20 protein-coding genes are annotated in these 17,736 nt (G+C 31.3%); all 20 read left to right on the plus strand.

Going from position 1 to position 17,736, the window contains the following annotated elements; genetic code table 11:
* Positions 1 to 63: 63 nt before the first annotated feature.
* The 20 genes from ACFFLS_RS04705 (at position 64) to ACFFLS_RS04800 (ending at position 17,601) form a co-directional block, all read left to right on the plus strand.
* The gene (locus tag ACFFLS_RS04705; RefSeq protein WP_379684047.1) at positions 64 to 708 is read left to right on the plus strand and encodes a hypothetical protein; all 645 of its coding nucleotides are present in this window, start codon (positions 64 to 66) and stop codon (positions 706 to 708) included.
* Between the two features lie 242 nt (positions 709 to 950).
* A complete protein-coding gene (locus tag ACFFLS_RS04710) occupies positions 951 to 1,289 on the plus strand; it encodes a DUF6678 family protein (protein ID WP_379684048.1) in 339 nt (112 codons plus the stop codon).
* 434 nt (positions 1,290 to 1,723) lie between these two features.
* Complete coding sequence (locus tag ACFFLS_RS04715; protein ID WP_379684049.1) at positions 1,724 to 2,515, plus strand: hypothetical protein; 792 nt, start codon at positions 1,724 to 1,726, stop codon at positions 2,513 to 2,515.
* 219 nt (positions 2,516 to 2,734) lie between these two features.
* Entirely contained in the window at positions 2,735 to 3,916 is a 1,182-nt protein-coding gene (locus tag ACFFLS_RS04720) for an ankyrin repeat domain-containing protein (RefSeq protein WP_379684050.1), read from the plus strand.
* Positions 3,917 to 4,459: 543 nt separating this feature from the next.
* A complete protein-coding gene (locus ACFFLS_RS04725) occupies positions 4,460 to 5,803 on the plus strand; it encodes an ankyrin repeat domain-containing protein (protein ID WP_379684051.1) in 1,344 nt (447 codons plus the stop codon).
* A 216-nt stretch (positions 5,804 to 6,019) separates the two neighbouring features.
* The gene (locus ACFFLS_RS04730; protein WP_379684052.1) at positions 6,020 to 6,460 is read left to right on the plus strand and encodes a hypothetical protein; all 441 of its coding nucleotides are present in this window, start codon (positions 6,020 to 6,022) and stop codon (positions 6,458 to 6,460) included.
* 61 nt (positions 6,461 to 6,521) lie between these two features.
* Positions 6,522 to 7,064, plus strand: coding sequence for a hypothetical protein (locus tag ACFFLS_RS04735; RefSeq protein ID WP_379684053.1), 543 nt, complete (start codon positions 6,522 to 6,524; stop codon positions 7,062 to 7,064).
* Positions 7,065 to 7,436: 372 nt separating this feature from the next.
* A complete protein-coding gene (locus ACFFLS_RS04740; RefSeq protein ID WP_379684054.1) occupies positions 7,437 to 7,733 on the plus strand; it encodes an immunity 17 family protein in 297 nt (98 codons plus the stop codon).
* Between the two features lie 233 nt (positions 7,734 to 7,966).
* Complete coding sequence (locus ACFFLS_RS04745) at positions 7,967 to 8,425, plus strand: DUF4262 domain-containing protein (RefSeq protein ID WP_379689198.1); 459 nt, start codon at positions 7,967 to 7,969, stop codon at positions 8,423 to 8,425.
* A 196-nt stretch (positions 8,426 to 8,621) separates the two neighbouring features.
* Positions 8,622 to 9,260 (plus strand): hypothetical protein, encoded by a 639-nt coding sequence (locus tag ACFFLS_RS04750; protein WP_379684056.1) that lies wholly within the window; start codon positions 8,622 to 8,624, stop codon positions 9,258 to 9,260.
* Positions 9,261 to 9,450: 190 nt separating this feature from the next.
* A complete protein-coding gene (locus ACFFLS_RS04755) occupies positions 9,451 to 10,011 on the plus strand; it encodes a hypothetical protein (protein WP_379684057.1) in 561 nt (186 codons plus the stop codon).
* A gap of 146 nt (positions 10,012 to 10,157) precedes the next feature.
* Complete coding sequence (locus ACFFLS_RS04760) at positions 10,158 to 10,985, plus strand: hypothetical protein (RefSeq protein WP_379689200.1); 828 nt, start codon at positions 10,158 to 10,160, stop codon at positions 10,983 to 10,985.
* Between the two features lie 258 nt (positions 10,986 to 11,243).
* A complete protein-coding gene (locus ACFFLS_RS04765) occupies positions 11,244 to 12,050 on the plus strand; it encodes a hypothetical protein (RefSeq protein ID WP_379684059.1) in 807 nt (268 codons plus the stop codon).
* Positions 12,051 to 12,142: 92 nt separating this feature from the next.
* Complete coding sequence (locus tag ACFFLS_RS04770) at positions 12,143 to 12,976, plus strand: hypothetical protein (RefSeq protein ID WP_379684060.1); 834 nt, start codon at positions 12,143 to 12,145, stop codon at positions 12,974 to 12,976.
* Positions 12,977 to 13,072: 96 nt separating this feature from the next.
* Complete coding sequence (locus ACFFLS_RS04775; RefSeq protein WP_379684061.1) at positions 13,073 to 13,831, plus strand: hypothetical protein; 759 nt, start codon at positions 13,073 to 13,075, stop codon at positions 13,829 to 13,831.
* 36 nt (positions 13,832 to 13,867) lie between these two features.
* Positions 13,868 to 14,002 (plus strand): hypothetical protein, encoded by a 135-nt coding sequence (locus ACFFLS_RS04780; protein WP_379684062.1) that lies wholly within the window; start codon positions 13,868 to 13,870, stop codon positions 14,000 to 14,002.
* A 13-nt stretch (positions 14,003 to 14,015) separates the two neighbouring features.
* A complete protein-coding gene (locus tag ACFFLS_RS04785) occupies positions 14,016 to 14,600 on the plus strand; it encodes a hypothetical protein (RefSeq protein ID WP_379684063.1) in 585 nt (194 codons plus the stop codon).
* A gap of 104 nt (positions 14,601 to 14,704) precedes the next feature.
* Complete coding sequence (locus tag ACFFLS_RS04790) at positions 14,705 to 15,829, plus strand: hypothetical protein (RefSeq protein WP_379684064.1); 1,125 nt, start codon at positions 14,705 to 14,707, stop codon at positions 15,827 to 15,829.
* 377 nt (positions 15,830 to 16,206) lie between these two features.
* Positions 16,207 to 17,205: a hypothetical protein gene (locus ACFFLS_RS04795; RefSeq protein WP_379684065.1), complete on the plus strand. Its 999-nt coding sequence runs from the start codon at positions 16,207 to 16,209 to the stop codon at positions 17,203 to 17,205.
* 69 nt (positions 17,206 to 17,274) lie between these two features.
* Positions 17,275 to 17,601: a hypothetical protein gene (locus ACFFLS_RS04800; RefSeq protein WP_379684066.1), complete on the plus strand. Its 327-nt coding sequence runs from the start codon at positions 17,275 to 17,277 to the stop codon at positions 17,599 to 17,601.
* Positions 17,602 to 17,736: the final 135 nt, after the last annotated feature.

Consider the following 17,736-nt stretch of genomic DNA (forward strand, 5'->3'; position numbering starts at 1 on the left):
CACTTTTGCTAAAAAGTAATTATGTATTAAACATAACCACTATTAAAAAACACATATTAAGAAATGAAACAAAAATTTATAATCTCCTCTCTGTTGCTTTTTGTCGTTATTATTTCCTGCAAAAAAGAGGATTCTAAAACACAACCAAACAATTTGATTGAAACGGAAAAGAAAGACGACAAAAAATCAGAATCTAAAAACGAACCGCAAAACGTTGCTCTTGCGTTTTACAAATGGTATCTGAAAGATATTTATTTAAAAAAGTTTGTAGAATCTCCTGATGTAGTATTGTCAAAAGACAGTATCTATGTTTTGGACACATCAGAACATAAAAAATTTCTTGAAACCAGCGGTTATTTCTCTCCCAAATTTTATGAAAACGAAGTCGTTTCTTTCAGGAATTGCGAGAATAAACTAAGATCTGTAAGCTGGAAAAAAGTTGAAGAATCTGGAGCTGTAAATCCTGCTGAATATGTAGAAGGAAACGAATGTGCCTTTACCCATTACATGATTTGGACAAACGGACAAGGCGAAAATCTGGACACAGCCGAAATAGAAAAATATTCCATTAAAGATAATACAGCATTGGTTATAATTAAATTGTCAAACTCACCGGAAGGCGGTTTTTATTCCAGACCACATGTTTCTATGGTTAAAGAGAATGATAAATGGAAGATTTCGAAAATTGAGGTTCATTTTGATGAGTAGCGAAATTATAATCCTAATGGGCTAATTTGAAACGCACTACACGAAAGGATTCGTGCGGTAGCGGAGTATACTAGAGAAGAATTAAACAAAATGATGTAAACAATTACAATAAAAACATACCCCGGCTGGCGCGAGCATCAAAGCGCTCTAAACCCGTCTTCTATCGAGATTCAACAGCAGTACTTCTATTGCTCTCTTCATCGTGTCCTGAAACGTAACAAGCCACTTTAAAAATGAAATTGATGAAAACTGATAATTTACTTGAATTAATAAAAGAATTAAACGCTCAACCGATAAAATTCAGATTAAAATTAAGAAATAAAGATAAAAATCTGACTTGGGAAGATTGGATTATTAATACTACCGGAACTTATATCGAAACTGGACATACGGGCCCTAATACTATAGACAAAATTGAATATATTGAAATAAATCCCATAGAAGAAAAAGACATAGGGAAATTAGTTCCTAAAAGAATGATAAATCATACCTTGGAAATTATTAAGATTATTGAAAACAGAAATATAAACTTTGAGCAATGTGAAAACACGATTAAGATTGAGCTATATGCTGAAAAATAATTATTATAAAAGAGAGAAATAAAAAAAGCTACACTAGTATTCAAATCATTCTGCCAATGTTTCCAGACTTCTTACAGCATCAAACCGCTAAATACAATTTTAGTTTTATAAAAGACTTTTAACATTATAAAGAACCAGCATCAAAATCAAAGACCAATGAATGCAAACCAAATAATAGCAACAGCACAGGAACTTATTGCAAAAGGCAAACGCGATTTTGCCAAAAACCCGATAACGCGGATTTGCAATCCCGTAATGCATCTCAACAAGCAGAGAAAAATAAAAAAATTTCTTTTTTTCGTCCAAAACGATTCTTATTTTTCATCCTTCATTCTATAAAACATTCTATAAAAGTCAACTATTTCAAGTTTCGTTTTGAAAGAAATCAGAATCGATTTAACTTTAGAAACGATTTGCAACCCTAAATTCAAAACATGAAATTTTCAATAATCACAAACCGTAACGAAAAAGAAACCAACGTTAAAAATTTTGACAATATTGAAAATGAGTTACATAATTGCAAAAAAACAGACGATTTTATCATCATCAATAACACTCCTGCTATTGATAACGCTATTTATTTGCAGGCAATACTCACGGGCAAAAACAAATTTACACTTGAAATACGACTGGAATATGAAAATGATTTTTCGCAATATGGCATTGAAGAAGCTTCAAAATCAAGTTGCTTAGAAATTTTCAGAAACTATTTTGAAGGCCATTTGCCCGATTTAAATCAATGGGAAGATATTACAAAATATGTAAAACAGCATTATTATAAAACCGAAGTTGGTCTAAATCAAGAAACTGTACATCCCTCCTTTAATTATTACTTTAAATCTGATTTTTATTATAGTATTAGTGAATTTTATTCGCCTTTTGGGAATGATGCTGGTTTTGATGCCATGATGGAAGCTGAGTCGTTTTTGAAAAATGATGATGCTAACAATTTTTATCTGATTCAGCTCATTGAGGAAATTAATATCGAAAGTTATGACTATGATGAAAAGAGAGACAATGAAAATCTGCATTTTTTAGTTCATGACCACAATGCAATTGTTGCAATTGGTTTTACAAACCTAAAAGTAAACGGATTTATTATGCAAGATGTGAAAGAAAAAACATTGTCTTCACTTCGTTTTCTAAATCAGGTTCAAAATCATGAAAATTACCAAACCATGATGGAAGACTTAAATAAAATTGAAGCTGAAAATTATGGGGAATAAAAAGAAGTTTTGTTTCTCAAAAGAGAGCTTGCAATCCTGTCCTTTCTATTCGATTTTTTTCCTGAAAAACCCTATTCTGTCTGTTTCCTGACATAAATGGTCGCTTTTAGTTTTTATCCTGAAATATATTTACGATTTTTATGTTTTATCTTACGATACCGTTTTGATTAAAATCAAACTGTACTTAAAGTTTATCATTCAATTCTAAATATATTTCAAATGCAAACACAAAACCAAATTGAAAATTTCCTTTTTCAGGGAAAATTTGACGAGGCCAGAGAATGCCTAAATAACGGAGAAAATTTTAACGAACAATATCTTAAAAATAACTTTTCTCAAATCGCCGCCAAAATAATCGAAGCAAAAGAAATTGATTTTATCGAAAGATTCATAAAAGCCGGTTTTATCGAAACAGATATCTACGAACTGGATAGTTTTGATAAATCGATATTCAATCCTCTTTCTCGAAATATAAAAAATGATGACGAGTCTCTTTCTTTCTTCAAAAACATACTATCAAAAGTCGACAATGTGAATGACGAAATCAGCGATCAGACTTTATTGGGATACTGTATCGAAAAAGAAGCCGTTCCGGAAGTCATCAAAAGCTTAATAGAAGATTTCGGTTGCAATGCCAATTACAAAAGCAATTCACAAGAAAACCTAATCCATAAAATCGTCAATAATTATTCTTTGAATGCTGAAAAAGGCACAGAATACATCAAAATACTTCTTGAAAACGGAGTTGACATTAATGAGAAAAATGTAGTAGGCACAACGCCATTGATGTACGCCATTAAAAGACATAAAAAAGAATATATTCCGACATTGTTAGAAAATGGAGCTGATCCAAACGAAAAAGACAATCAGGAAAACAGTTCATTTTATTATGCAGTCGGCGAACAATTTTCGATTCCGATGTACGAACTTCTGGCCGAATCTTCGTCAGCCGATTTCAACAGCATCAATAAAGACGGAAGAACCTTACTGACCGAATTTATCCGAATGATGTCTGATTCTGATTACGATTTGAACTCCTTACAAAGATTGTTATCAGATGGCGCCGACTTAAACCACTGCGCTACATACTACGGAAATCCAAAATCCGGTATTGACTATATTGCTGAGAAGAAATCGGGTATTTTAAAATCGGCATTAGACAGTGGAGCCATTGATGTTAACGAACAAGACAATCAGGGAAATACCATTTTACACAAAGTCTGCGCTTTCAATGTCAATTATGATGCTGAAGCAGCGAAAGAAATCTACCGAAAAGTAAAATTACTTTTGGAGAATGGAGCTGATAAAGAGATTACAAACGATAAAGACGAAACAGCTCTTACGCTTGCTTCTACAGACAATCTGAAAATAAAAACCGTTGAGCTTTTAATGAAAGCTTAAACTTATACATTGTTAAAAAAGTTTAAGCCACAGATTAAAGGATTAAAAAGATTAAAATTAAAAATCTGCGAGAAAAAAAATAAACACATAGAAACATAGATTTTTGTTTGTGAATAAAAGAAGTTAGAAAGAAACTAGTTTCTAACACATAGTCCCAATAGCTATCGGGAATGTGAATTTATGCAAGTGAAACGCCTTTTTTTAAGTTACCAAAGAACTATGTTTCTATGTGTTTAAAAAGTTTAAGCCACAGATTAAAAAATTAAAATTAAAAATCTGCGAAATCTGCAACCCGAGCGATAGCGAACAGGCGAAGCAAATCTGCGAGAAAAAAAATAAACACATAGAAACATAGATTTTTGTTTGTGAATAAAAGAAGCTAGAAAGAAACTAGTTTCTAACACATAGTCCCGATAGCTATCGGGAATGTGAATTTATGTAAGTGAAACGCCTTTTTTTAAGTTTCCAATGAACTAATGTTTCTATGTGTTTAAACATTATACCCAACTGATTTAATTTATATAAAACAAAGATCTTATGTCAATGTCATTTATAATTGCCTGCGAAAACGGCAACCGAAAAATAGCTGAATTACTGCTTCAAAACAAAGAAGTAGATGTAAAATATACAGACGAACTAGGAAGAACGGCTCTTCATTATGCCGCTCACAGAGGTTATCTCGATATCGTAAAAATCCTAACCGAAGATGGTGCCGATATCAATTATGAAGACCATGCTGGTGAAACGCCTTTATTCTTTGCCTGCCTTCAAAAGCAAAAACAGACCGCTTTATATCTTTTGGAAAACGGTGCCAAAATCGAAATCAACGATAAAAACGGTAACAGCCTGTTACACTTAACTGTACAGACAGCTCAAATTGAAATTGCAACAAAGTTGCTTGAAGCAGGAGTCGATGTTAATTTACTGAATAACAATGGAGAAACACCGCTTCTATTGGCTTCGGCAAGATTAAACAGAGAAATTATTCAATTGCTTTTAGACAAAGGTGCCGACATCAATGTGACCGACAAACAAGGCAACACGCCATTGCTTTATGCTTGTTATACCAAATCACTGCCAATGGTAACGTTGCTTTTGGACAATGGTGCCGATGTTAATCATGCCAATCATTCGGGCGAAAATGCACTTTTGATTGCCTGCTACGAAACCAACAGAATGCTGGCAAAATTATTAGTAGAAAGAGGCGCCGATGTATTTACCTCAAACAACAATGGTTATTCTCCAATTTGGTACGCTTGTGCGAATAATCAAAAGGAAATCGTGGCCTTGTTTTTAGAAAATGGTGTTGATGTCAATTACAGCAAACCAGTCGCTGGCGATACTTCGTCTATGAACGATTATCTGGATTGGGTTGTAAGTGCTTCAAACATTTCCAACGATTCGAGTTTCACATTAAACAGCAGTTACAATTATGGTGGAGAAAGTCTGCTTCATGTTGCCACCAAAAAGGGAAACCTCAGCATGGTAAAACTATTAATTGAAGCTGGAGCGAATATCAATATTCAAGACGAGTCTGGAAATACACCTTTGCATTACAGCGCTGCAAACGGAAAGAAAGATGTAGTCAAATATCTTCTTGATAACAAAGCCGACGCTTCAATTGTAAACGTTAAAGAGCAAAAAGCAATTGATTATTCGAATGTAAAAGGCTTTAACGAAATCACAGAACTCATTCTTAAATATGCGCCTTCTGGAACGGTTGTAACACCAATTCAAACCAAAACGGAAGAACCTGAAAAATCGGACGCTGGAAATTCGATGGAAGCCAAAAAGAAAGCTTTACTGGATTTGAAAGAACTTTTAGATGCCGGAATTTTGACTTCGGAAGAATTTGATGCAGAAAAAAGTAAAATCTTAAAAGGATAAAAATAAAAACAACCCGTTGGTGCAATCAATTCAAACACATAGAAACATAGAATTAGGATACCGCCAAAGGCGTTTCACTTTATTAAAACAAACATAGTTGGCTATGTGTTAGAAACTGGTTTCTTTTTAATCCCTTTTTTTAAAATAAAATCTATGTTTCTATGTGTTGAATAAAAAAAACATGAATTACACCCAACGGGTTAAAAACAATAAAATATGACAACCCAAATTAAAACAATCATTACCAATCTGGAACAATACATTCAAAAAGCATATGAAACGGGAGATAAATATGAATTTATAGATCCTGCTTATGAAATCTGTGACGAATTGGAAGCAATGGAAGATAATTTCGATGCAATAAAACCCATTTTTGAACTTATCGAACGCAGTCCAGATATAGATTATGGCGGGCCAGGTCCATTAGCAAGTTTTATGGAAAAATATTATAAAAACGGATACGAAGAATTGCTTTTACAATCTATTGAACGTAAACCAACAGAATATACTTTGGGCTTATTGCATCGTCTGATAAACGACAAAAACAATTCTGAACATAAAAAATATCTGGCCGTAATGAAGAGTATTTCTTTAAATACAGCATATCCGCAAAATATTATTGATAATGCAAAAGATAGTTTGACCTATTTTGAATAGATGGAAGAAAATGGCTAAATTTTAAAATAAAAAATAAAATCTTAAAAGGATAAATAATAAAATGAAAAAAATCTTAAATACCACAATCCTATTTTTAGTAGTAACCATTGGAAGTTTGGTTTCTACCTCTTGTACGAACCTTTCGCCAGAAAAAACTTTTGAAATAGCGGCCTTAAACTCCAATTTACTATCGCGTTTTGGAAGTAAAGAAATAAGTGAGAAACTGAAGTCGGAACCGCAAGTTTATGATGAAACCCAGAAAAAGATGATTCCTTCTTCCTATTACGATTATTTTAAATATGACATTTCTAACTTAGAAATTCGACTAAAAAGTATCGAAGAAATAACGGAAGATGATGACAACAAAGAACTTCTTCAGGCATCAAAAAATCTTTTCAAATATGCTATAGCAAAACAAAAAGAAGGTTATTTACCCATTGCGAAACTGAAAGATGAAAAAGCTTCAGCAGAACAAATAGAAAAAGCAATTGCAGATTTTGATGCTTCAACTCAAAACGATATTGATGCTAAGTTTGCAAAACTAATGAATGCCGCAAAAGCTTATGTTGAAAAACATAATATCAATGCCAAAATTGGTGTTTAAAGTTTTTTGAAAAGCAAATTCTGCTTTTCGAGAGAATAGTAAAAAAGGAATACTATCGGACTTTCATTGTTCTGATAGTATTCCTTTTTTTATGCTGTTGATCACAAATGTTCATCACGTAATTTTCTTTGACATCAAAGAGAGGAATTTTCTATCTAAAATTTCCTGCTTATTAAAACTTATTTTGATAAAGTAATGCCCTTTAGAAGCTGTTTTCATTTTTTGGTCTTGATATTTTTACCTGATAATGAAACTGTTGCTATCCATTTATCATTCGTTAAGTTCATGAGCGGAGCTCCCGCTATCAGGGTAAGAAGAGAAGCCTATTTGGTTTGGCAAAGAAACAATAGTATCGTTTGAAAAAACAGCACGATGAGAGAAACCTTTTTAGAGTTTACAGACAAATTAAAACTCCTTTTTTCTGAAGTTTTTGACGGACATCCGCTTCGCTTATACATACTCGCCATGAGTGTATTATTGTTCTACCAATACGGATTAATACGCGACTGGAATTGGACAGTGCCGTCGCCAACACTAAAACAAGGTTTTTGGATGAATTTCATTTTTGAAAACTACAACCGAAAAACATATAGAATCGTTTTGAGCATAATAAACATTCTTACAATGCTTTTCATTTCATTTTTGTTTTATTCTAAATATGGGAAGTAACAGGCATTAAAAAAAATAAAAACCTGTGAGAATAAATAAGATTTACTAATTGAAACGGGCACAGACTTCAAATGTGCTCTATCGGGAAATAAAAAGTAATCCATTATTTTTCAGTTTTTGAGCCAATCCTGCTTTTCGAAGTATTCTTTAGATTTGTTTTCTTCTAAAAAACAATTATTCTATATCAAGTTAAAAATACAATAAGAAAAAACATATATTTGAGAAGTAAGACAATGGAGGACAACGAAGATAAAAAGGAAATATATTTTAAACGAGTTTATGACAATATCAAAAATATTGGTTATCATACAACTGCAATAATGGAAGAAGAAAACTTCACTCCTTTTGCGTACTCAACGGGAATATTTGAAAACTTTAAAATACCTGAATTATTCATTTCAGGACTTGGACCAAATCTATCTGGACAACTAATTAAAAACTATGCAGAAAAATTCAAATTCAGAAAAGTTCCTTTAAATCAAAAACTTAATGATTTAAGCGAAATGTTTCCTGTTTATTTAATAAAAGTTAACAATGAAGACTTGACCGAATATGCTTTATCTTCAATTAAATTTTATGAAAAACGTAATTATGAATATTTGCAACTCATTTTTCCAGACTTAAATGGAAATTTCCCGAATGAAACTAACTATGATTATGACCAAAAAATAATTGGAAAATTTGATGCTTAAAATAAAGAAACAACTTCTAACAACCGTTTGGCGAGATTGGCGTTTTAGGCTTACTAGAAAGTTGGTTTTGTATATGGATGATTTACTTCGCCTGTTCGCTATCACTAGGGTGGCAAATCCGAAGAATAAGCTTAATTTAATCCAAAACCCACTTTAGTAGTGGGACATTAGGCAGCATTTTAGCAGAACAAAGCACATGAATAGAATTAAGAAAATAAGAGGTCACAGAAAAATTCAAAAGAGAATTCAGAATTGGATTGAGCAAAATGGGACTATAAATATTAGCGACTTTTTAGCTAATAAATATTGCTATGCCCATGTTTCTTTTGCCCCTTATTGTAATATTTCAATAAATAATAACAGTATTGCAGAACCAACAGCAAAAACCAGAAAGCACATTATATTAGGTTTGCAGGAAATATATAATAATTGGAGAATTGAACTTGATAAATTTAATCAACCCTATTTTTTAAAAATTTATCTATTTGAGCCAAGAATCTCAAAATCACAAGTAATCTGCGCTATTGGAAAAGAAAAAATTGAATATTACGAAAAATTTTTTCGCCCTGCATATTATAAAAATGACTCTAATTTTCAAAAAATATTAAGCGCTGATTTTAAATGGAAAACCCATTCTGACGATGATATATATAGTGAACAGGAATTACTAACCCCAGAAAGCTATTATCATATCGTAGAAGATTACAATTATTGCAAAAAACTATTAAAAAAATTGCAAAAGAAAAATTACACCAAAGTCAAGACTGAAAATGAATATGGAGAAGATTATCTTTATTATGTACCAAAAGGGAAAGTCCTGATTGGTGGAAAGTAAAAAAGCGACGCACAACAGCTACTACAACGGATTTGAGCAATAGGCTTAATAGAAAGATGGTTTTGTATTTAGATGATTTGCCCCGCCTATTCGCTATCGCTCGGGTGGCAAATCTGAAGAATGGGCTTAATTTACTTCCAAACCCACTGTAGTAATGTAACGTTAACTTTAACCAACGACCGTGCAACCAATGAAAATTATTAAACGAATAGCCCTCGCAATTTTAATTCTGACAGCAGTTGGACTTGTGTTTCGTGGGTGGTTTTACAGGCACTTAGTAACATATAAATCGGTTGGACTGCGAATTAACTATTCGGCAACAAATGACAAACTTGTTGACCTCATTAACTCAAGTGCTGGCAAGCAGACCGATTTAGACATTGAGCAAATTATTGAACTTGGGCTGTCAATAACCTCAAAACAATTAAACTTTACTGTCGACAAAAACAACACAGACCCAAACAAACTCATAACTTCCAAGACAGCTCATTGCGTTGGTTACGCCTCATTCTTCGCGACAACTTGCAACGAACTTTTAAAAAAGTATAACCTTGCCGACACTTGGACTGCAAAACCGCAAATAGGACAACTCTATTTTCTCGGAACAAACATTCACAAATACTACAATACACCGTTTTTTAAAGACCATGATTTTGTAACAATTGAAAACAAAAAAACAGGACAAACATTTGCTGTTGACCCAACTGTAAATGACTATTTATCTATTAATTTTGTGACATATACCAAATGAGAACCAACACAAAAGATAGAAAAAGCTCAAACTTGAAGTTTTGTGCTTCGTATCAAATACAGTGGCAGCAGAAAGCTTTATACTCCGAAACCCGCCCGAACGCAAAGCCCGAAAACCTTAGGTACAATTTTAAAAACAGACTGTAAATGAATTCTAGACTAAAGGCATTAACAATTTTATTGATTTTTTTAAGTTTACAAAGTTGTGCTCAAAAAACAGATAAATTAAAATCAGAAAAACTATATCATTCAGAAAAGATAAAGGATTCCATTTTTGAAAATGTAATTGAAATTACGGGAAGAAATATTGAAAGTAATGGCATAGATTATCTTTTTAATGTCTCTATTTCTAAAAATATTAAAACCCCAATTTTATTTATTTCAGAAAGAGTGCCTTTAAAACTTTTACCAACAATTTATCCCGAATTCTCTAAATTAATAGTTGTTGTACCAAATTGGACCTATTACGACGAAGTTTCTCAGAACCAACCAAAAGGAGGTTGTGCCGAACCAATGGCAAGTTCAATTATTTATGAGTTTAATAGCGAAAACGGAAAATTACAAAAGGATAGTCTAGTAATAATGGGAGGTTTTCCAGAAATGAAAATGGCAAAACGCACCACTCTGAGTAATACTGAAATTGAAATATTTTATACTGAAAGTTATGGTTCTTCTTGTTGTCCAAAAGACCTACAATGGGACAATAAACCAACTCGGGAAGAATTTATAGATTATTTTGAAAAGGAAAATAATGTCAAAATAAAAAATACTTATTATGAAAGTCGTGGAAAAGAAGGCGAAGCAATTTTCTATTATCCATTAAAAGAATTACCCAACAATTTAATATTGAAATTCATTTTAGAAAGAGATTTTTATAGAATAATCAATCGGCATACAAAAGACATTATAAAAATACCTAAAATTTATACCCCATCAGTAATTGATATTAGTAGTAACAGAATTAAAAAAATATAAAAAAATTGCTGCCAGCAGCGGTTTGGCGAGATTGCAACTTTTTTAGTAAAACTATGTTCTCGTTTCACGACGTAGAAATCGAAATTAAAACAACAAATTAAGTTTCAAAGAAAGTACTTATCATGAAAAAATAGCATGAATTTAAACGAAAAAGCAATTACGAAGTCCGTATGTATTTTTATGCTAATCTTTGGTTTATCAATACTATTTTTTGATATCAAAAGTGGTTATAAATCATTCGGTATATATTTACTTCCAATGATTTTTGTAATCATTGCATTATTAGGCATTTTTAAAGAAAGAATTTCAAAATGGTATGATGATGAAAAAACGATAAATCTAAGGAAATGGATAGCGAAACATTCTCATTTAATTTTTTTTATTGTACCCCTTTCTATATTTTCACTGATAGGATTTTTGGTGCTAATTTTTGCCATTACATTAAAATGGAATGTTGATTTATTAGGCTGGATAACAATTTCTGCATTTGCTTTTTTTCCTTTATATCTAATTTATGGTTTTATATTCGGGTTTTCAATTTCCGAAAAACAACAAAAACGATTAGAAGAAAGACAAAATAAAATACTTTTTGATGATAAAGGAATTACAATTGAAATGCCATTATTTGACAAAGATTGTTTGATAAGCTGGCAATCTATTGAGGCCATTATTTATTACAATTATATTGTCAGCAGTGATTTTACAGAACATTATGAGGGTTACAAACTGTATCTGAATACAATTCCTATTTATACAAAATACGAGAAACAATGGTGGCTAAATAAATTATTTCCAAAAGACTCTCAAAGCAAAATAATTGACATTGACAATAAGACAAAATACTTTTTAGAAATACCAAAAATTGTAGAGAAATATCTAAATTCAAAAGTAGAAATTAATTTTAAAGACCCAATAAAAGGCATCTTAATTTCAAGTGAAACCTGCCAAAACAAGAATAAAACCACAACCATTGAAAAACGGAAACCAAGTAATCATGAGGCTGAACAAATTGTTTTTGACAAATTCAATAGAAGTATAAATGAGATTAAAAAAGGGTATCGCTAAGAAGAATTTTACATCAGGAGGGCGAAAGGGTAAAATTCAATAGCAGTTTTTCAATTACCTGCACAAACACAAAGTCTCAAAACGTTAGAATCATGAAAAAAACAATATTATTTTTAATCCTGTTACTCTGTTTTTCGTGTAAAGACACTACGAGGAAATCTTCTGTAAAAAAAACCGATTCAAAAAGTACAAAAGCAATTGAGCAGAAAAATATTAAAGTAACTAACACTATTGATGCTGATAGTTTAGAATTAAATGAAGTTTTAATTGGAGCTTTAAAAACAGCAAAAGCCAATATTCATAAAAACTATTTTAAAAAAGAGTATCATACCCTATCGAAAAAAAGAACCTATCAAGTTACCGTTAATATGGAATTTGGCAGTTTATTTTCTAAAAAATACAAACATCTGATTGTACATTTAGGGACTGAAAACGGTACATCTATTAATGTATATAAACTTAAAAATAACGATTTTAAATTTCTATTCTACCGAAATGATGGCAGTGCATATATGAATGATACTTTGAGAGATGTAAACGGAGATAACAAAAAAGATTTTCTGGTACATTGGTATCCTTTAGCAGGATGTTGCTTAAGAAATGTTTACAACGTATATCTATTTAAGGAAGAAGACGGAACTTTTACAAAAGATTTTGAATTTATCAATCCTACTTTTTATCCTAAAGAAAAAATTATCAGAGGCGTAAACTACGGCTATATGGCAAGCCTTTACAAATATAAATGGAATAAACACAGTGTAGATACGCTTGAATTTATCATTAAAGACACGGCTAATAACAGCCAATATTACATCACAAAAAAAAGTGACTATAACAGACCGCCAATTGTAAAAAGCAAAATCGTTTCAAAACTCCCAAAGGAATATAGAAACATAGATGACATTGATTGGTTTGATGCAAATTAAGCTGGTATCAATATTTTTACAGATACTCAAACAGCTATATTTATAAACCCCATTTCAAATTTAAGTTATAAGAGCAACCATTTACTAAAAATACAGATGAAAAATACGATACTAAAAATTATAATACTCTTGATGTTCAATGTGGCAAGTTCCTATGCTGGCTGGTATAAATGTTACAATTATAAAGGAACAATTGACAAATATCCAATTTCATTTTCGATTCAAATTACTGAAGGCTATTTTGGCGAAAAAACAAAAAAAGAATTTAATGTAAATGGCGTATACAAATACGATAAACACAACAACCCAATAAAACTTGAAGGAAAAATAGATTTTAAAAATAATAAAGCATTCTTATATGAAGTTCAAAATAATAAAAACACTGCGGTATTTGAATTTAATTTCTCTGAAAACAATTGCAATGGAACTTGGACAAGCTTAACTAATAAAAAGGTTTTTCCACTACATCTAAATTTAGTTTCAAAACTATTTGACACTTCAAAAGAAACTGCATTTGAAGCAACTGAAATATTGCAATTTAATTCATTAACCGATTATTACTTTGTTGGTATTTACTCAAAAAAAACAGAAACGGATAGTGCAGTTATGAATAAATTAAAAATTATAAGAAAAAGCGACAATTCTATTTTTCAAATTTTAGATTTTTCAAAAATTGAGACAGAAACAGGAAATCTAATGACCGTTATTTATGACAATGTAATCAACGCTGACATAAAAACAAAAATGTTAATTATCTCTAATAATATTGGACGAATAGGCGGTTATATAACTGTAAAATATAATCCGAAAACAAACAAGTTTAAAATAAATCCTGAACCAACAATTGAGGGTTAAAAACGGCTATAAAAATGATTTTGAATATTTGGCTAAATGGAAGATGCGTTTAAGCAGTATTTCTTTGAAGAATTAGAAGCATTCTTTCATGAAAGAAAAATTACCGAACAAGGATATATAATTAGTGATTTTACAAAAAACAGCATCAATGAAGAAATAAATTTTGAATGAATTATTAGAAAACATGAACCCAAATAAAAAACCAACAACATTTATAAAAATATATGTACTGATCAGTCTGTTGTTCGCAACAAATTGCCTGCTGTATTATTTTGCATCCATAAGTCTGCGAGGTTATTACAGCGATGTTGTTTTATTTTGGTTTTGGCTGACAACAAGTTTTATAGTGATTATAGTATATTGGAAAAACATACTGGCAAAACTGCTTTTGGCGAGCCTCCTGCTTACATTGGCAATGAGTATTATAGCCATGATGATTCCTTTTTATGCCTTATTAAATGCCACCACACCATTAGGACTAAGGACGACCAGAGAGATAAGTCCAAAATACCGGGCACAAATTGTAGAATATAGCCCAATGGCACCACCTAGTCTCGAAGTAATAAAAACATACGGAATTGTAGAACGACGATTGTTTAAAAATACCAGCAGGCAACTGCTAAATGACAACATGAATGTAAAAATAAACACTGCAACTGGTATTGTTTTTAATAGTGAAACCAACAGTACAATTACACTTACCTTACGGTATCCAGGAAACCAAAAAGCCTTTACATTCAATAAAAGCACCGGCGACATTGTACAGTAAAAAGAACAAATTAGAACACGAGCCAGACGTTCGCACTAACAGGGAGAAACAATAAACTTAGACAGTATTCAATATAATAATGAAACGTATAAATAGATAAGTACATGAAAACAAAAACAATACTATTCATTTCCATAACAATATTCATTTTGTTTGTAATCTACAGAATCAATGTCTATTTTGCTTTAGGACTGGATACTTTTGTGGTTAATCTATTACCCAACAAAAAGTTACCCTCCGAATTTGTGAACTATAAAAATTTATCTGAAGTGCGAACCTTTGGCAATCATGATATCAAGCTATTACAGAAAGGCGAAAAATATTGTTATACTTTCCAGATAGTTCCAATTTCTGATGAAGAAATTATGGTTAAAGTAATTACTAAAACAGAATCCTACAATCATGTGGGTGGAAATTCTGGTTATAACTATTGGAATACCTTATTTAAAATTGATGCCTTTGGGAAGGTTTTAGATACAATGAATTTTAAAACCTCTACTTCAAATCAATCCGAATTTGGCGAAACTGTTTTGCTAAATAAACAAATAGTAAACAAGGCACTACTCTATTATCAAACCTGGCCGACAGATGGAAATAAAGCCAAAAAAGATTTCATTGCAATAAATAAAAACTTAAAATGGACAGCCGAAAAAGTATCACAATACTATTATGATACTATAGTTCCTAACTGTATTTATTTAGAGCCTTTTTATGCTTGGCGAGACAAGTCAATACCTACCAATAATAGAAGTTCCCTGATTTATTTTGCAAATAAGCAATGGTATATACTTTATGGTATTGATTCAGATATATCTGATGATGCTCAACGTAAAAGCCTGAATGAGCATAAAGAACTTACTAATGAAAACGTATTAAGAGATATTCCTATTGATAAAATCACCGTTAAATACTTTCAAAAAGTAGAATATCGCTCCAACATGATGGGCAGAACGCAATCAAGCGATGTTTACACTTACTACTATTGGAACGGCGTTGCCTATATTAATATCCCTTTTGAAAATGATACCCTAAAATTTAAAAGAGAAGATATTTCTCTTCAGGGTTATAGCACCGAAGAACAAACTATATATAGTCCTGAAAATAGCAAGAAAGAAATGGAGAATTCGTTGAATAAAGAATATAATTTTTATTCAAATCCTAATTTAAAGTTTACACTGCTTATAGATGACGAGAACAAGAATTTATACATTATCAAAAAAATAAAATAATAGCATTTTTAAATTCAGGAAGTCATTCCAATTCATACATGTTATTGAAATCAATGACGTTATTCGTTTTAGTGATATGCAGTTACATTTCCTGCTATCTTATGCATCTGTTTACACAACAAACCAAACTGTTTTTAGGACTATTGGTTTAATCATGGGTGATAAATCAAAAACCTATTCTAATACAAATAGAACCTTCAATGGTTCTTTTTGTATTTTGCATTTCATACGTTTATCAAATTCTCCGTTACCGCACGAAATGAAATTCAGCGAAGCCAATCCTTTCGTGTGGCGTAAATAGAATAAAAAGTAAACCCGATATTGCAGATTCGCAATCCATACCTAATAAAGTATATCAACAAAGTGAGAGAGAAAAAATGGAAACTAAAGTATTAAATCAACTAAAAATAACAAGAAGTTGTGGAGTTGAATATTACCCCGTTGAAAAAGCATTGTGGGAAATAAACACAGAGAAAAGTGCTGATAACACATATCCATTATATTTAAATATACAGTTTGAAAAAGGAACTGTATTATGCGATGATACCGCCATGCTAGATGAAAAGCCGTCATGGCACTTAGAAACACCTCTAAAAGAGGAACATGTAATAAAAGGACTAAAAGTAGAAATTGCAAATGAACCAGTAGCTTTTTCTTATGACAGACTCAAGGATACACTAGAGAATGTTGTAGAAGTTTTAGAAGTCGATGGAGATAAATTGCTAATAGAACTTACTGGCAAAACAATAGATGTAAATATGGATGAAGATTCAGAGCCGGATACTATTTTACAGGTTACAGCATGGTTCAGACCAAAAGAAGTTTACAAGATAAATAGCGCATTACTTGGTGAACTTGAAATTATAGAACGTAATTGGTATCATGAGTATTTTAATATTGTTATTGACAATGAAGAAATGGAGATACAATTTGAAATTATAGACGAATTTAAGAATAATAGCGACGTTAATATAGTGGGTAATCTAATTGACAGAATCCCACAAATGTATCCTGAAGCCATTAAGTTTATTCACGATAACAAAGAACGTCATGAATGGATTGTGGATTTTTGCGCCTATCATATTGAGGCGATAGATTTGTCAGCATTTTTCGACAAAGGAATCAAGATTACTATAAAAATGATAATCGATTTGCTGGAATTTGTAGGAGTTTCTATCAACGAAGATAGTGATGGTATTTACTGCTGTTTTGACTTTGTTTTACCAGAGCAATGTTCAAACGAAACACTAAAGGTGTACTTTAATACAAAATACGAATTATATGAATGTGGATTTGCAGGTACACGATGGCCTCACTCTGAAAGGCCTCCTCTTTGGTATGTAAAAAATGATAGCCGGTATTTTTTGAAACAATAGCTTGTTTTCTAGTCTATCTCATTTGGATAGTAAATAAATTCGAATTTTAAAATTAAGTGATTGTAAATAATGGAAATACGAAGTGAAATTTTAGAATTAAAGAAACTAGGAGTTATACCTAATCATGATGACGATAGCGTTGAAGATATTGTTATCGAAAAATTTGAAAATTTACTAGGCTCTTTGGGACCTACAATAAACAAAGATGAAGGAGAAATGTTAATACTGATTTTTCCAAAAGAAAGTTGCTATGGTTTAGAATGGACATTGTTGCATTTGATAGAGTCCCTTTTTAAACAGATTAATAAATTCGAATATGAAGAATTGATTTTAAAATGTAATAGCCCTGAATGGAAGAAATTACTTTTAGATAGATTTAGAAACTCAAAAGAATAATGTAAAATCGGACAATTAAATGAATTGGAGTGTAATATTTTCAGACACAACCATGCTCGATAGTATAGATTTACACTCTGCACTAGCAAATTATATCAACAAAGTGAGAGAAAAAATAAAAATGGTAAATAAGAT

The sequence above is a fragment of the Flavobacterium procerum genome (assembly GCF_042431625.1).
Lineage (GTDB): Bacteria > Bacteroidota > Bacteroidia > Flavobacteriales > Flavobacteriaceae > Flavobacterium > Flavobacterium procerum.

Excerpts from the sequence above, each read along its gene's own strand:
- ACFFLS_RS04720 (WP_379684050.1), top strand. The coding sequence starts at position 2,735 with ATGCAAACACAAAACCAAATTGAAAATTTCCTTTTTCAGGGAAAATTT.
- ACFFLS_RS04725 (WP_379684051.1), top strand. The coding sequence starts at position 4,460 with ATGTCATTTATAATTGCCTGCGAAAACGGCAACCGAAAAATAGCTGAA.
- ACFFLS_RS04755 (WP_379684057.1), top strand. The coding sequence starts at position 9,451 with ATGAAAATTATTAAACGAATAGCCCTCGCAATTTTAATTCTGACAGCA.
- ACFFLS_RS04770 (WP_379684060.1), top strand. The coding sequence starts at position 12,143 with ATGAAAAAAACAATATTATTTTTAATCCTGTTACTCTGTTTTTCGTGT.
- ACFFLS_RS04730 (WP_379684052.1), top strand. The coding sequence starts at position 6,020 with ATGACAACCCAAATTAAAACAATCATTACCAATCTGGAACAATACATT.
- ACFFLS_RS04745 (WP_379689198.1), top strand. The coding sequence starts at position 7,967 with ATGGAGGACAACGAAGATAAAAAGGAAATATATTTTAAACGAGTTTAT.
- ACFFLS_RS04705 (WP_379684047.1), top strand. The coding sequence starts at position 64 with ATGAAACAAAAATTTATAATCTCCTCTCTGTTGCTTTTTGTCGTTATT.
- ACFFLS_RS04800 (WP_379684066.1), top strand. The coding sequence starts at position 17,275 with ATGGAAATACGAAGTGAAATTTTAGAATTAAAGAAACTAGGAGTTATA.
- ACFFLS_RS04740 (WP_379684054.1), top strand. The coding sequence starts at position 7,437 with ATGAGAGAAACCTTTTTAGAGTTTACAGACAAATTAAAACTCCTTTTT.
- ACFFLS_RS04710 (WP_379684048.1), top strand. The coding sequence starts at position 951 with ATGAAAACTGATAATTTACTTGAATTAATAAAAGAATTAAACGCTCAA.
- ACFFLS_RS04735 (WP_379684053.1), top strand. The coding sequence starts at position 6,522 with ATGAAAAAAATCTTAAATACCACAATCCTATTTTTAGTAGTAACCATT.
- ACFFLS_RS04780 (WP_379684062.1), top strand. The coding sequence starts at position 13,868 with ATGGAAGATGCGTTTAAGCAGTATTTCTTTGAAGAATTAGAAGCATTC.
- ACFFLS_RS04795 (WP_379684065.1), top strand. The coding sequence starts at position 16,207 with ATGGAAACTAAAGTATTAAATCAACTAAAAATAACAAGAAGTTGTGGA.
- ACFFLS_RS04775 (WP_379684061.1), top strand. The coding sequence starts at position 13,073 with ATGAAAAATACGATACTAAAAATTATAATACTCTTGATGTTCAATGTG.
- ACFFLS_RS04715 (WP_379684049.1), top strand. The coding sequence starts at position 1,724 with ATGAAATTTTCAATAATCACAAACCGTAACGAAAAAGAAACCAACGTT.
- ACFFLS_RS04790 (WP_379684064.1), top strand. The coding sequence starts at position 14,705 with ATGAAAACAAAAACAATACTATTCATTTCCATAACAATATTCATTTTG.
- ACFFLS_RS04765 (WP_379684059.1), top strand. The coding sequence starts at position 11,244 with ATGATTTTTGTAATCATTGCATTATTAGGCATTTTTAAAGAAAGAATT.
- ACFFLS_RS04760 (WP_379689200.1), top strand. The coding sequence starts at position 10,158 with ATGAATTCTAGACTAAAGGCATTAACAATTTTATTGATTTTTTTAAGT.
- ACFFLS_RS04750 (WP_379684056.1), top strand. The coding sequence starts at position 8,622 with ATGAATAGAATTAAGAAAATAAGAGGTCACAGAAAAATTCAAAAGAGA.
- ACFFLS_RS04785 (WP_379684063.1), top strand. The coding sequence starts at position 14,016 with ATGAACCCAAATAAAAAACCAACAACATTTATAAAAATATATGTACTG.